We start from the raw sequence: 14,666 nt of genomic DNA, 5'->3' as shown, positions 1-14,666 counted from the left end.
TCTGTAAAAAAATCGTAAAATATTACAGTCAGGAGTTAATAATTAGGACATAATTTCACTATTTTGTACTAAAAGCAGCAGCAATTGTTACACTAATTGTCGTTGCGGTGATTGTAAGCAAAAATAGTGGGGATAAATATACTAACAGCTATCATAACGAATGTTAATATGAATTCAGTGGCAAAACCTGCTTCCGTGAATGCATATGAAATAACACTGAGTAAGGCTGTGATAAGTCCTGTAACGACCATTACTTTTCCCATGAATCTGTGTGTGATCTTCCAGCACTGAGGGTTTTGGAGAGTCCATTTTACACGCAGTCCGAGGAATTTATTCGGAGCTATGATGGGAGTGTAGTTTCCGAGGACTATGAACAATGCTGACATCATCATAGGCAATATTGTAATAGCGGGCTGCCTTTCGAGCTTGTCGCCGAGCTGTACGCCGCTTGATGATACCATATATATAAGCCAGAACTCAGCAGCGAAAAAAACTGATATCACGAAGCTCGTCAAAGCGATAAGCTTAGGCTGTTTAGCATTGATAAGGCGAGCTGTCAGCATGAATATGAAATTGAGCAGCAGTGGGATAAAGGCAATGAACATCAATCCCCAGCGAGAGCCGAAACTGTTGCATACTCCATTGAAGTCAAAGTGTGTGGGAACTTTTTCGGGAAGACGTGATACTGCGAAAACAGCAGCAGCTATGTTGACAAAGCTTACTGCGAGCGATGCGATGTTGAAAGTTTTAGCGTTCTGCAAATTTTTCATATTATTCTCCTCCTTTTCCGAATTTCGCAGCTATACCTGCAAGAAATTCCTGAAATACAGTCATATTGAGACTGTATGTGATCGTCTGCTTAACTTTTTCCGAGGTTATGAGTTCAGCTTCTCGGAGTATTTTCAGGTGATGTGATATAGTGGCGTTAGAAACGTCGAATTTTTCGGATATCTCACCTGCGGTCATGTCGTGCTTTTGCAACAGTGAGATTATCTCGCGCCGCGTAGGGTCTGCCATAGCATTCCAGAAGTCTTTCATAGCTTCTCCTTTCTTTTATTTTGATGATCGTCTAAATACTTAGTCTTAATAAAGGCGGTATTTTGATATCCGTCTAAATACATTATAGCAACATTTTTCAGTTTTGTCAAGAGGTATTTAGAAAATTATCTAAATACTTGTACTGTCCGAAAGAAAAGGGGAATTTTAAAAAAATTGAATATCAGCACTTGAAAACATATTAGTCCTATGGTATAATAATATATTATTGACGGCATCACTTGAAAGGAAGTGTACAAATTGAAGATATCAACGAAAGGAAGATATGCACTCAGAATGCTGTATGATCTTGCGCTTCATCAGGACGAAGGTTATGTATCACTGAAGGATATAGCGGAGCGACAGAATATTTCTAAGAAATATCTTGAACAGATAGTACCACTGCTGAATAAAACGGGACTTCTCAGAACGAACCGCGGAAATAAGGGCGGATATATGCTTGCAGGCAAGGCTGATGAGCTGACAGTCGGTGATGTACTCAGAGCTACAGAGGGCAGCATCGCACCTGTATCATGTCTTGAGTTTGAGCCGAATGAATGTCCGAGAGTAGGTGAGTGCTCAACACTTTTCGTGTGGGAAGGACTTTACAAAACTATCAGGGATTATCTTGACAGCGTAACACTTCAAGATATAATCGAGCACGGCACAAACGGCGGAGATTACTGCATATAAAGGAGAAAAGCCAGTCCTTAGTGACTGGCTTTTGCGGTGTAGTATATTTGTGAGATGTAATTATTCAAACATAGGTGTGGAGAGATAGCGCTCGCCTGTATCAGGTAGAAGTGCTACGATAGTCTTGCCCTTGTTTTCGGGACGCTTTGCAAGCTGTATAGCAGCCCATACAGCTGCGCCTGATGAGATACCAACGAGAACACCGTCGTTTCTTACGATGCTTCTGCCTGTTTCAAAAGCGTCTTCATTGGATACAGTGATGATCTCATCGTATATCTTTGTGTTGAGAGTTGCGGGAACAAAACCTGCACCGATACCCTGTATCTTATGAGGGCCTGCTGTGCCCTGTGAAAGAACAGGAGAATTGAGCGGTTCAACGGCAACGACCTTAACGTCAGGGTTCTTTGACTTGAGGTAAGCGCCTGTACCGCTGAGAGTACCGCCTGTGCCGACACCTGCAACGAAGATGTCTACCTTGCCGTTTGTATCATCCCATATTTCAACACCTGTAGTCTTTTCGTGGATAGCGGGGTTGGCAGGGTTGGTGAACTGAGAAGGGATAAAGCTGCCCTCGATCTCCTGAGCAAGCTCCTCGGCCTTTGCGATAGCGCCCTTCATGCCCTTTGAGCCTTCTGTAAGAACGAGTTCAGCACCATAAGCCTTCATAAGGTTGCGGCGCTCGATGCTCATGGTCTCGGGCATAGTGATTATAAGGCGATAGCCTCTTGAAGCTGCAACGGCAGCAAGACCGATACCTGTATTACCGCTGGTAGGTTCGATGATAACGCTTCCTTCGCGGAGAATGCCCTTAGCCTCTGCATCGTCGATCATAGCCTTAGCGATCCTGTCCTTTACGCTGCCTGCGGGATTGAAGTATTCCAGCTTAGCGAGGATAGTAGCGTTGAGCTCGTGAAGCTTTTCGAGGTTTGTGAGTTCGAGAAGGGGGGTGTTTCCGATAAGATCGGTGATTCTTTTATAAGTTGCCATAATAATAACTCCTTTACATAATGAATATCAATGAATTAAAAAATGAAGAGCGGTGTGACGAACAGGGTCAACATCGTTTCAAAGAAATGTAATACATAGTGATTACCTCGGTTTTACTATATTTCCTATATGTTTGATATGATTATATTATATCAACTGAAATCATTTTTGTCAACCCCTTTTTTGGAGTTTTTTATTTTCTTTGTATAAAACAAAAAAGCTCCCGAAAAAACGGGAGCTTTCATTATAATAATTATCACGACTGCGGCTTTGAGCCTGTAGATGTTGATGTACGAGCGATCTTTGCGAATTCGCCTGCAGGGATAACATCTTCGACCTCCATAGCGTTTGAATCAAAGTAGATCCATACGAGGATAGCTGCGAGACCGGGGTTGTTCTTGAGGTTGATGCGGTAGCATACCTCATCGCCTGACTTTGCAGAAACGTTGTCGCCGTAAGCAACGAAGCCTGTTTCCTTGGAAACGTCCTGAGCGTCGATGCTGCCGCCGACTCTGATATTACCCTGAATGATCTTATCAGGAGTGATGGAGTTGCCCTCGATGGTTGAGAAGTCTGTCTTGAATCTTACAGCGTAATCCTTCTCGGGGATATTGTCCTTGATCTTGAAGTAAACGTCGATGAAATCGCCGTTGAATACGTAGTTCTTATCCTTGGAAATGTCGATCCAGAGACAGTATCTGCTGTCTGTCTTGCTGACGTAGCCTGAACCATCATCGTTCTTTGAAGTAGGATCGTCGGCATCAAGGTCTACCTTTTCGTTGCCGCCGGGAAGAGTGATGCCTGCTGCCGCGAGATCGGCAGGAGAACCTGACTGGAAAGGAGTGATAACGGTATGTCCTGCATCATTGTCTACGTGCTCGAGAGTAGGCTTAGCGCTGTTGTTTGCGCCTTCGCTGCCGTTGCCGTCTTTGCTTTCGTTTCCGTCATTGCTGCCGTTGCCGTCTTTGCTTTCGTTTCCGTCATTGCTGCCATTGCCGTCTTTGCTTTCGTTTCCGTCATTGCTGCCGTTGCCGTCTGATACATTGCCGTCAGCGGAGCTTGTTGGATTTGATGATTCTTTGTTTTTATCGTTAGGCTCAGCACATGAAGCGAAAGATGTAAGTGCAACGCAGATGACAGATGCAAGTGCGATGACTCTTTTTCTGAAATTACTCATAGTTTTGCGTCCTTTCATATATAGGGGGGATTTTTTTCATATTTATGCGAAGCAGTGCACTTCGCTCATCTTATACTAATTATACACAAGCGGCAATAATTTGTCAAGCGGCGCAGAAAATTGTAATCAATTCTTTGACAAAGGGTCACATTCTCATCATGTTCATTTCACCGTTCTGTCATTTTTTAAAATGGAAAAAAGTCATTTTATTGGCAGTTATTGTATAAATCCCCCAGATTACAGGCTTATATTAGTCAAAATCGTGTATTGAAATGAGCATAAAGCCGTGATATAATTAATAAGAGCGTTCTGACGCGCATATCCGTTCGGGTACATCATTTCAGGCATATCAGACAAAAATATGATGCCGTGAAGTACCTGTTGCGGCAGGCGGATAGCGGCGATGTCTGAACTTCCTGTATCATCAGATATGAAGAAAGGAATTATTAAATGAGGATCAAGAAGATCGCGCTGGTAACAGCTGTTGCAATGATGCTTTCAGTTGTGGGATGCGCAGAAAAGAAAGATTCTTCTCGTGCCAAAGAGAAAGAGACACAGGCACAGGAGGATACTACCGCAAAAATCGAGGAGGATACGACCGAGATGGCAACCGAGCATATTAGCCCAGTTGAGACCGTTTCTGCAACACTCGGCTCACAGTTGACCGTCAATAAGACTGTTGGCAGAGCCAATGGAAGCAACACGATCAAGTTCCCCCTTGCTGACCTTATAGAGGACGGCGACAGGGTAACTTCGTTCACATTCACTATTTATTCTGACAATGGCATCAATATAGGGGATTTCAAAGGAGGCTGCGGCATATCCGTTGACTCCGACTGCGCTGCTGCAACAGACAAGGGCTGGTATCAGTCATCAGACTTTACAGCTCCTACACAGGGAACATACGGCGAGATAACGTGGATCGTGCCTGAGGAACTGAGAGATCATATCCACGCAGCGGGAGAAGTGCTTTTTGGTTACTGGTGGGGAAACTGTGAAAGCATTAGATTAGAGAACGTAGTGTGTCAGTTCGAGAGAAAGAGAGAAGTTCCCGTTGACGGAATGGGAGTCTGCGAAGTCGGTCAGAGCGTGAATTATTCCGATGCGGACAACACTGTTCATATCCCTCTCGACTTTATACCCGAAGGCACTCTGCCTGAAGTCGTAACGTTCAATGTAAGCTCGGGCGGCGGCTTCGGAAAGTATACAGGTGCTTACGGTATCAATTCATCGGCAGGATATTATCAGTCGGGCGATACGGCTGTTTTCACGGAAAGCTCGGAGCTTGAACTCACATGGTTCGTGCCTGAGGCTGCAAAGGCGTATATCGCACAGGACAACGAGCTCGTGCTCGGATACTGGTGGAGCAAGCAGCCTTCGGTAACTGTAAATACGGTAAGCGTTAAGTACAGTCAGGGCGAGGGCTATACAGGCAAGATGCCTCCTTCCGCTTCCAAAAAGCAGGAGACTACGACGACCGCCTCTGTTGAGGCTGAGAACGGCGGCTTCAGAATGGCAGACGAGATAGTTGCACAGATAAAGGTCGGCTGGAATCTGGGAAACACCCTCGAAAGCTACAAGACCAGCAAAACGGGTCTGGATACCGAGACAGGCTGGGAAAATCCCAAGACCACAAAAGAGATCATAAAGAATGTAAAGGATTCGGGCTTTAATGCCATAAGAATACCTGTAACGTGGGCTGAGCATATGAACGAGACTACCATTCAGAACGAGTGGCTCGACCGTGTGCAGGAAGTAGTCGATTATGCATATGACGAGGGTATGTTCGTTATACTGAATATGCATCACGATGATTATATATGGTTCAAACCGCAGCCCGATACTTACAACGGCAACAGTATGCGCCTGCAAAACATCTGGGAGCAGATATCGGCTCGTTTTGCCGATTACGGCGACAGGCTCCTGTTTGAAGGAATGAATGAGCCGAGAACGGTCGGTTCGTCTATGGAATGGATGGGCGGTACAAAGGAAGAGCGCAGCATCGTTAATCAGTATGCTCAGGTATTCGTTGATACCGTAAGAGCAAGCGGCGGCAATAACGACAAGAGAACTCTTATCGTGCCGACATATGCTGCATCAGCCGAGAGCGTTGCGCTCAACGAGATGGTTATCCCGTCAGGCAGAAACATCATATTGTCTGTTCATTACTACGCTCCGTGGAAGTTCTCGGACGGAACGGAAACAGCCTTTACCGACAGCGGAAGAAGCGAGATAGATGCAAAGTTCGCAGAGCTGAAACAGAAGTTCATCTCAAAGGGCATACCCGTTCTCATAGACGAGTGCGGCTGCGTGAACTCGGCAAGCGAAGCAACACGCTGTGACTACTACAGATACTATATCAGTTCTGCAAAGGCTAACGGACTCAAGTGCTTTATCTGGGACAACGGCAAGCTGGACGGCGATTCAAGCTTCGGTATCTTCAACCGCAGTGCGCTCACATGGAATACCGCAATACTCAATGCGATAATGGATGGCGCAAGATAATATTATGGAAATATTGTCCGTATCGTGAGGTTTTTCTCATGATACGGACATTTTGTATTTATTACCGCTTGACATTAGATAAAAAATATTATATACTACACGTAGTTGGTATTTTTTATACCGTCAATAATTTATTATCAAGGGGGAAACTTCATGAAAAAATTTATCTCAGTTATCGTTTCGGCAGCATTAGGTGTTTCAGCTATCGCAGCAATGCCATGCAGTGCGGAAGGAACAAAAGCAGCAAAAAAATCAGGCATTGTTATTCTTGGTGACAGTATCGCGGCAGGTTATACAGTAAGGGGCAATGTGCCGTATAATTACGGCGACATATGCGGCGACTACCTCGGCTGCAATGTGTACAATTACTCAGTAGTCGGCGATAATACAGGTGAGCTCCTTGCGCTCATAGAAGGTATGAACGCAGAGCAGAAAAAGAACCTTTCCAACGCCGAGTATGTTGTCATTTCTATCGGCGGAAATGATATCGGTGAATATGTTGCAAGACGTTTTCTGGAGTTTGCAGCAAGCAAGACAGATCAGAAATTCCTGAATGAGGGATATTCGCTCAATAATATCCCTGAAAAGCCAAGCATTTCCGATCTTATGAAGATGATAAATGTCAAGGGCGAGGGCGGACTTGTTGAATATCTCAGCGGCAGTTATTCAAACGTACTTGAGCTCAACAGCCTTGTTTCGAGCATAAGCGCGAACCTCAGCTATTACGACGAGAGAAACGAAGGATATATCGCAAACAAGATAATCCCAAATGTTAAGAAGGCTGCTGATGAGATCAAGTCAGTGAATCCCGATGCAAGGATACTCGTTCAGAACATCTATCAGCCGCTTCAGCTCGAACCTACATATATCGCAAAGGTATACGGTGCTGATTCCGACAAGGCTACTATGATAAATCTGCTGAGAAACAAATTTGAGACAATAATGAATACGTTCGACACAGAGCTTAAAAGTGTAGACGGCATTGAAGTAGTCGATGTCAAGGCAGAGTTCACTTCACTTGATTCAAAGCCTACAACAAAGGTGCCCGGTCACGCAAACTACTTTATTGATATCCAGACGGGAAGCCTTGAAACAGGAGATATCCACCCCAACCAGAAGGGTCACCTTGCTATCGCAGCAGCTGTTCTCGAAAAGATAGGCAAGCTCCACGATAACAGCAACCTTCTCAGAAAGGTATATAAAGATATCAGTGATAAGGACAAGTATCCTGCTATTGCTTATGCAACATATAAAAAGGTAGCAGGAAAAGAACCTGTCATCACAACTACGACAACAAGCACTACAACGACCACAACAACAAAGAAGCCAACAACATCAACAACTACTTCAACAACTACAACAACAAAGAAGCCTACAACATCAACAACTACTTCAACGACCACAACAACAAGGAAGCCTACAACATCAACAACAACTTCAACGACCACAACAACAAAGAAGCCTACAACATCAACAACAACTTCAACGACTACAACAACAAAGAAGCCTACTACATCAACAACAACTTCAACGGCTACAACAACAAAGAAGCCTACTACATCGACAACTACTTCAACTGCTAAAAAGACAACAACATCTTTGACTACAACGTCTGCAACAACTACTACAACGACCACACCTGCACCTACTGTAATGTATGGCGATGTAAACGGCGACAAGCACGTTGATTCCGTTGATGCAAGCCAGATCCTCAAGGAGTATGCAGCTCGTTCAACAGGCAAGACAGGTTCATTCACTGATGCTCAGGTGCTTGCAGGCGACGTTGACGAAAGCGGAAAGGTGGATTCTGTTGACGCATCAAAGGTACTTGCTTACTATGCATATCTTTCAAATGTAACAGGCGAGCCGAAATCACTTAAAGACTTTATCAATAAAAAGTAAGCAGAGACTTATACAGCGGACAGTGTTGCAGCTGTCCGCTGATTCATATTGGAGGACATAATTATGAAGAAGTTGTTTTTTATTTTCAATCCTGTGTCAGGAAAAAAAGTCATACACAAGAAGCTTGCGAAGATAATCGACGAGTTTGTAAAGGCAGGATACGAGATCAATATCCGTACCACACAGAGCGGTGAAGACGCTGTAAAGCAGGCTGAATATGCTTGCAAGAACGATTATGACAGGATCATTGTAGCAGGCGGCGACGGCACACTCAGCCAGTGCCTGCAAGGTATAATGAACAGTGAGAAGAAGCTGCCTATAGGATATATCCCCGCAGGCTCAACAAACGATTTTGCCGAGAGCCTTGGTATACCCGATGAGCAGATAAGAGCTGCAAAGTCCATTATCCACGGCAAGCCTGTAAAGTGTGACATAGGCGGACTCAACGACGTATACTTCACATATGTTGTCGGTTTCGGAGCTTTTACAAATCTTACATATGAAACTCCGCAGAACATCAAGAATGTATTCGGTCACCCTGCATACCTTGCAATGGCATTCCCCGAACTGAGGAAGCTTAAATCGGTACGTATGCGCGTAGAGCATGACGGCGAGACTCATGAAGATGATTATATAGTTGGTCTGATAACCAATGCTTCTCAGGCAGGTGGAGTGCTTAGATTCAAGGATTATACCCTTGATGACGGTCTGTTTGAGGTGCTTCTGGTGAGAAAGCCGAAGAATGCAACCGAACTCAAGGGCATAGTCACAGCTCTGCTGAAAAACGATGTCACCAATAAGAATATGACGTTCTTCCGCACGAATAAGCTCATAGTCACAAACCTTTCGGGCAAGCCTGTTCCGTGGACAAGAGACGGAGAGTACGGCGGAAATGCCGATGTAAATGAGATATGCTGCCATAAGCAGGCAGTAGAATTTGTTCTTCGCGCTAAGGGCAATCCGGCATTTGCAAATATCTGAGCATGAAGAATATCTACGGGAACAGGCAGCTTCTTGATATACTTGCAGGAATGGCTGCAAGCGGAAGGACTGCACATTCACTGCTTATCTGCGGAGAAAAGGGCAGCGGAAGAAAGCTCATCGCAAAATACTATACACAGGCTCTTATGTGTGAAGCTCCTGATAAGGGCAGACCGTGCGGAGCCTGCGTTTCCTGCCTGAACATAGAAATGGGGATACACCCTGATGTTATATATCCCGAAAAGTCGGGAAAACTGGGGAATTACAGCGTTACTGCGGCAAGAGATGTCATCGCCGATGCGTATGTCAGACCAAACAACAGCAGCGGCTGCAAGGTGTATATATTTGCGGACTGCCATAACGTTGACCTGAGGACCCAGAATGCATTGCTGAAGCTCATTGAGGAACCGCCTGATTATGCTTATTTCATATTCACCAGCGGTTCAAAGTCCGAATTTCTGCCGACTATAATCTCACGATGCGTATGCTTCAATACAGCTCTGTGTACCGAGGACGAAGCGGTGCAGGCACTTGCCGAGAGCGGATATGAGCGATCCGCAGTAAAAGCGGCTGTAAGCTGCTTCCACGGCAACATCGGTATGTGCGAAAGCTATATAAACGATGAGGAGCTGAGAAAGCGTGTGGATTTGACAAAATCCCTTGCTGATAGTATAATAAGAAAAGACGAATATGCTCTCAATGCGGGACTTTTCGCCCTTGGAAAAGAGCGTGAAGATGTTCGTGAGGTGCTGACCATGCTCGATAAGCTGATGCGTGACGCGGCGGTGCTCGAAAAAGACGTGAATGCCGATACTATAGGCTGCTCCCGTGAGGGAGCCGAAAGGCTTTCACGGGCACTGACGGCGTATCAGTCCGCAAGGATACACAGCTGTATCGAAAGAGCTTGGAACGCGGTTGAGAGCAATGTGAATATACCGCTGGCGCTGACAGCGCTGGGGGCTGAGATAATGGAGATAGTCGGATAGACTTTCAGATAAGGAGCTTTTAATGAAAGAAATAGTCGGAGTACGTTTTAAAAGCGTAGGAAAAATATACTACTTTTCCCCCGGGGATATCAACGCGCAGGTGGGCGACAAAGCTATCGTTGAGACAGTGCGCGGAGTAGAGTGCGGCGAGGTAGTTATCGCCAACCGCCAGATAGAGGACGATCTTATATCATCACCGCTGAAGCCGATAATCAGGCTCGCGGACGAGAACGACCTCAGGATAGTTGAGAAGAACAAGCAGCGCGAAAAGGACGCATTCAGGATATGTGAGGAAAAGATAGCCTTCCGCAAGCTGAACATGAAGCTCGTTGACGTTGAGTGTACCTTTGACAATAATAAGCTGCTCTTTTACTTTACAGCCGAGAACCGCGTTGACTTCCGTGAGCTGGTAAAAGACCTTGCCGCTGTATTCAGAACAAGAATAGAGCTGCGCCAGATCGGTGTACGTGACGAAGCAAAGATACTGGGCGGACTGGGTATCTGCGGCAGAGAGTTCTGCTGTAAGGCATATATGGGCGATTTCCAGCCTGTATCTATAAAAATGGCAAAGGAGCAGGGACTTTCCCTCAATCCTACAAAGATATCGGGCACCTGCGGCAGACTTATGTGCTGTCTCAAAAACGAGCAGAACGCATATGAAGCCCTTCTGAAGATAACTCCTAAGATAGGCGCTATCGTAGTAACTCCCGACGGCGATAAGGGTAAGGTCGAGGACGTTAACCTCATCACAGGAAAGCTGCGCGTAAAGACCGATAAGTCCGAAGTGCCTGTAACGCTTGACAGGAGCGAAGTAAAGCTTCTCAAGGACGCTGAGATAAGAGTAAACAAGGAAGAGCTCAAAGCCTTGAAGAACCTTGAGGACAAATAATGCAGCAGCTGCAAAAGGTAAATTACGGACTGCTTCTCGATAAGAAGATAGCGGAGCTGGAAAAAAACGGCAAAAGACCGTCGCTTCTGCTCCATGCCTGCTGTGCTCCATGCAGCAGTCATACGCTTACGGTGCTGGAGAAATACTTCCGTATAACGCTTTATTTCTGCAATCCCAATATAGCTCCCGAGGAGGAGTACGTATTCCGTCTCAATGAGCTGAAAAGGCTTGTTCGTGAAATGGGACTTGATATACCCATTATCGAGGAGGACTACGACCCCACGCCCTTTTATGAGCTTGCGAAAGGTCTTGAAGACCTGCCCGAGCGCGGAGAGCGCTGCCGTAAGTGCATAGAGTACCGACTCCGCAAGGCAGGAGCAAAGGCTAAGGAGATTTCCTGCGACTTCTTCACGACCACCCTCACTATCAGTCCGCACAAGGACTGCACGTTCATCAACGAGTGCGGAGCCCGTTTGCAGGACGAATTGGGAGTTGCCTACCTTTTCTCTGACTTCAAGAAGCACGAGGGCTACAAGCACTCCATAGAGCTGTCAAGGCAGTATGATCTGTACCGTCAGAACTACTGCGGCTGCGTTTTCAGTAAAAGAGCTGCCGACAAGTAAGGAATGCCGTCCTCGGCGTTCCGCGTAGGTACGGATATTATCCGCCCGTTTATGGTGAACGGAATAATATCATGAAAAGCTTTTACGTATACGAAATGGAATACACAGGCGGAAAAACAGCCTCTAACGAGCTGGAAATGCTGCCTTTTTGTGATGAATATTACAGTCAGTATGAGAAGATATACAACGAGTGCTTTTACGATATGCGTAAGGCACTGGAAATAAAGCCTTATAATTTCTATTCCGATATTCGTCAGCTGGACAGCAAAAAGAAAGACATATTCCTTCTCATGGACGGCGGAACGATCATCGGCAGCGTGGGCTGCTATGGTGCAGAGATAGATGACCTTATAGTGAATAAAAAGTATCAGGGCAATGGATATGGAAAGAAACTGCTAATGTGGGCTGTGAACCATATCAGGGAATTTACATCTGAGCCCATAACGCTTACAGTGGCGGAATGGAATCAGCGAGCCGTGAAACTCTATACTCGGAGTGGCTTTGTTATAAAAAAACAATTATCCATGTAGTGGCTGTTTTGGGTAATCCGCGCCATACGCAGAATGCAGCATGAAATAAAAAGGTGATATAATGGGCAAAGAATTAAAGACCAACGCAATGCGTTTTCTTGATAAGAGCAAAATAGAATACACCGTGCAGACCTATGAGTGCGACGAGTTCATTGACGGTATCCACACCGCCGAAAAGCTGGGACAGCCTCTCGACGAGACTTTCAAGACTCTCGTTGCGCAGGGCAAGAGCGGAAGCTTTTACTGCTTCCTTATCCCCGTAGCACTGGAGCTTGATATGAAAAAGGCTGCAAAGAGCGTAGGCGAGAAGTCTGTGGAGCTTATCCACGTAAAGGACATAACGAAAATAACAGGCTATGTCCGCGGCGGCTGTACTCCTATCGGCATGAAAAAGCAGTTCATGACGGTAGTGCATAACAGCGCCGAGAGCCTGCCGCAGTTCTACATAAGCGGCGGACGCATAGGCGTACAGATACACCTGTCGCCGCAGGAGCTTGTAAAGGCTATTCGCGGCAAATTTGAGGATATCATACTATAAGCCGTACATAAAAACACAGCAGAGGAGGTCGGGAAATGGCAGATGAACCAATCAGCGAGAAGCTTTACTGCGTCGGCAGAGCTGTCGTTGACAAGAGCTTTCACACTCAGAGCGGTGACGAAGCCTTTTTCGGCTTTTTTGGCAATGATGTAGTCTACTCCATACGCCGCACAATTTGTGACGAGGACTTCCCGCGCATACAGGAATGTATGGAACTCGCTGCTGTCGGAGAAATTCGACGGACGGTAATACGCATGAAGGGCATAAGCAGCGAATACCGCTGGATACTTGCATCTGTAAGGCGAATGGGCGAGGAGAGTGCCGAACCTCTCTACAGCCTGACCTTCAGCGATGTGTTCTCTCTGGAATCGGCAGCCTACAGACGTGAGAGAAGACTGTCCGAATATCGCCATGTTTTGAGCCTTGTATCCGATCTCGCCTTTGAGTACAGCTTTGAGACAAAAAAGATAAGGATATATATGTTTGACTGCTTCCGCGAGATAGTCCTTGCGGACGAGGAGCTTGAAAAGTGGCGCGAAAATGCAATTGCATCGGAATATGTCATGCCGCGGTATATCGAGACCTTCAACACCCTTTGCAGGGACATAAGCAGCGGAGTTTACCGTTTCGATCACGAATTTGAATCATCTGTCCTTACAGGCGGAAAAACCAAGGAGATGTGCCTTTTCCGCGGCATTACCCGATATGACGATCCCTTTGACCGCAAGGTCAGCGGGATCATTTCTGTGGTCAGCGCAAGAAACAAGAGCAAGGACGTGAATCTTGCCCTTGAAGCCAACAAAGACTCGCTTTCGGGACTCCTCAACAGAAGGGCGATAACCGCCTTTGCTCAGGATATACTTGCCGAAAAGCCCGAGCACAATGTTAATCTCGTACTGCTGGATATCGACAATTTCGGCAGCGTAAACAATGATTACGGTCATCTTTTCGGCGATGAGGTCATATATAATATTGCGGGCATAATAAAAAAAGAGATAAGCGGACGCGGTATTGCCGGAAGGATAAGCGGCGGCGGCTTCCTGATAGTTCTTGAGAATACAGGCAGCGAGGAGGAACTGCGCAGCGTTCTCCGAGCCATACGCACAAATACGGAATTTATCTTTGCCGATCGCTTTGATAGCCTGCGGATCACCTGCTCTATGGGAATATCGACATATCCCGTTGACAGCACGAGCTATGACGAGCTTTTCATGCAGGCGGACAAGGCACTGTATATCGCGCAGCAAAAGGGACAGAACCGCTATGTGATATACGACATAAACAAACACGGTCCCGTTGAAAGGGACATTGAGAACAAAATAGCCTTTCTCAGCGGAAAGGGCGAAGCAAACGAAAAACTCGGCTTCGTCAGTGAGCTTGCCGAAAGCCTTGTGCTGGGCAGGATACCTGATGTATCGGTGCTCCTTGAACAAGTGAGAGCACAGTTCGGACTTGACGATATATGTGTGTTTGCCGGAGGAGATATGGGACTGATACTCAGCTGCGGAAATGCGGCTTCAAAGAGCGCATCGTATCTTCTGAGCAATAACTATACCGAGAGATTTTCGGGGGACGGAATATTTGTCATAGATAATGTAAATGAGCTGGAAGGGCGTGACGATGACGCTATGGCACAGCTTATCGAGGAAAATATAGGAGGAGCCGTCCAGTATCTCATAACCGATGACAGCATGATAAAGGGAATGATATCATTCTGCTATATCAGACGCTTTAAAAAGTGGTCGGTAATGGATATCAATTATTTTGCCGTGATAGGCAGGACTATCTCGGCACTGCTGAAAAAGCAGGCTTATATTTAA

Annotated in this window: 14 protein-coding genes; 10 read left to right on the top strand and 4 right to left on the bottom strand. The window is 46.0% G+C overall.

Translation table 11 applies throughout. The features are described from left to right. Window positions 1–92: 92 nt before the first annotated feature. Together K6G33_RS13075 and K6G33_RS13070 are read right to left on the bottom strand one after the other, a co-directional pair. On the bottom strand, window positions 93–770 hold the full coding sequence (locus K6G33_RS13075; RefSeq protein WP_296780291.1) for an SdpI family protein: 678 nt from the start codon (window positions 768–770) through the stop codon (window positions 93–95). A gap of 1 nt (window position 771) precedes the next feature. Then, a complete protein-coding gene (locus tag K6G33_RS13070) occupies window positions 772–1,038 on the bottom strand; it encodes an autorepressor SdpR family transcription factor (protein WP_296780288.1) in 267 nt (88 codons plus the stop codon). Window positions 1,039–1,296: 258 nt separating this feature from the next. On the opposite strand from K6G33_RS13070, the gene K6G33_RS13065 reads away from it, so the two are divergent. Then, a complete protein-coding gene (locus tag K6G33_RS13065) occupies window positions 1,297–1,728 on the top strand; it encodes an Rrf2 family transcriptional regulator (protein ID WP_296780286.1) in 432 nt (143 codons plus the stop codon). Window positions 1,729–1,788: 60 nt separating this feature from the next. Here the strand turns inward: K6G33_RS13065 and cysK are convergent, their stop codons facing one another. Further along, window positions 1,789–2,715 (bottom strand): cysteine synthase A, encoded by a 927-nt coding sequence (gene cysK / locus K6G33_RS13060; RefSeq protein WP_296780284.1) that lies wholly within the window; start codon window positions 2,713–2,715, stop codon window positions 1,789–1,791. Between the two features lie 256 nt (window positions 2,716–2,971). After that, window positions 2,972–3,892 carry a hypothetical protein gene (locus tag K6G33_RS13055; protein ID WP_296780282.1) on the bottom strand — a complete coding sequence of 307 codons (921 nt, stop codon included), beginning with the start codon at window positions 3,890–3,892 and terminating at the stop codon, window positions 2,972–2,974. Between the two features lie 450 nt (window positions 3,893–4,342). Here K6G33_RS13055 and K6G33_RS13050 point away from each other — a divergent pair, with 450 nt between their 5' ends. From K6G33_RS13050 to K6G33_RS13010, 9 genes are all read left to right on the top strand, one after another. Further along, a complete protein-coding gene (locus tag K6G33_RS13050; protein ID WP_296780279.1) occupies window positions 4,343–6,397 on the top strand; it encodes a cellulase family glycosylhydrolase in 2,055 nt (684 codons plus the stop codon). A 153-nt stretch (window positions 6,398–6,550) separates the two neighbouring features. Further along, a complete protein-coding gene (locus tag K6G33_RS13045) occupies window positions 6,551–8,299 on the top strand; it encodes a GDSL-type esterase/lipase family protein (protein ID WP_296780264.1) in 1,749 nt (582 codons plus the stop codon). A 63-nt stretch (window positions 8,300–8,362) separates the two neighbouring features. After that, window positions 8,363–9,280 carry a diacylglycerol kinase family protein gene (locus K6G33_RS13040; RefSeq protein ID WP_296780261.1) on the top strand — a complete coding sequence of 306 codons (918 nt, stop codon included), beginning with the start codon at window positions 8,363–8,365 and terminating at the stop codon, window positions 9,278–9,280. Window positions 9,281–9,282: 2 nt separating this feature from the next. Next, on the top strand, window positions 9,283–10,266 hold the full coding sequence (locus K6G33_RS13035) for a DNA polymerase III subunit delta' (RefSeq protein WP_296780258.1): 984 nt from the start codon (window positions 9,283–9,285) through the stop codon (window positions 10,264–10,266). A 22-nt stretch (window positions 10,267–10,288) separates the two neighbouring features. Continuing rightward, complete coding sequence (locus K6G33_RS13030; protein WP_173449482.1) at window positions 10,289–11,155, top strand: stage 0 sporulation family protein; 867 nt, start codon at window positions 10,289–10,291, stop codon at window positions 11,153–11,155. Further along, on the top strand, window positions 11,155–11,778 hold the full coding sequence (locus tag K6G33_RS13025) for an epoxyqueuosine reductase QueH (RefSeq protein WP_296780253.1): 624 nt from the start codon (window positions 11,155–11,157) through the stop codon (window positions 11,776–11,778). Before K6G33_RS13030 ends, K6G33_RS13025 begins: the two co-directional genes overlap by 1 nt. 71 nt (window positions 11,779–11,849) lie before the next feature. Further along, window positions 11,850–12,308 (top strand): GNAT family N-acetyltransferase, encoded by a 459-nt coding sequence (locus K6G33_RS13020; RefSeq protein WP_296780252.1) that lies wholly within the window; start codon window positions 11,850–11,852, stop codon window positions 12,306–12,308. Window positions 12,309–12,369: 61 nt separating this feature from the next. Beyond that, entirely contained in the window at window positions 12,370–12,846 is a 477-nt protein-coding gene (gene ybaK / locus K6G33_RS13015) for a Cys-tRNA(Pro) deacylase (RefSeq protein ID WP_296780250.1), read from the top strand. Window positions 12,847–12,881: 35 nt separating this feature from the next. Further along, window positions 12,882–14,666 carry a GGDEF domain-containing protein gene (locus K6G33_RS13010; RefSeq protein WP_296780249.1) on the top strand — a complete coding sequence of 595 codons (1,785 nt, stop codon included), beginning with the start codon at window positions 12,882–12,884 and terminating at the stop codon, window positions 14,664–14,666.

Origin of the sequence: Ruminococcus sp. (assembly GCF_024691275.1) — a bacterium.
In the GTDB taxonomy this organism is placed as follows: domain Bacteria; phylum Bacillota; class Clostridia; order Oscillospirales; family Ruminococcaceae; genus Ruminococcus.
The sequence above is the reverse complement of the archived record's forward strand: the minus strand, read 5'-3'. Positions and strand labels throughout refer to the sequence as shown.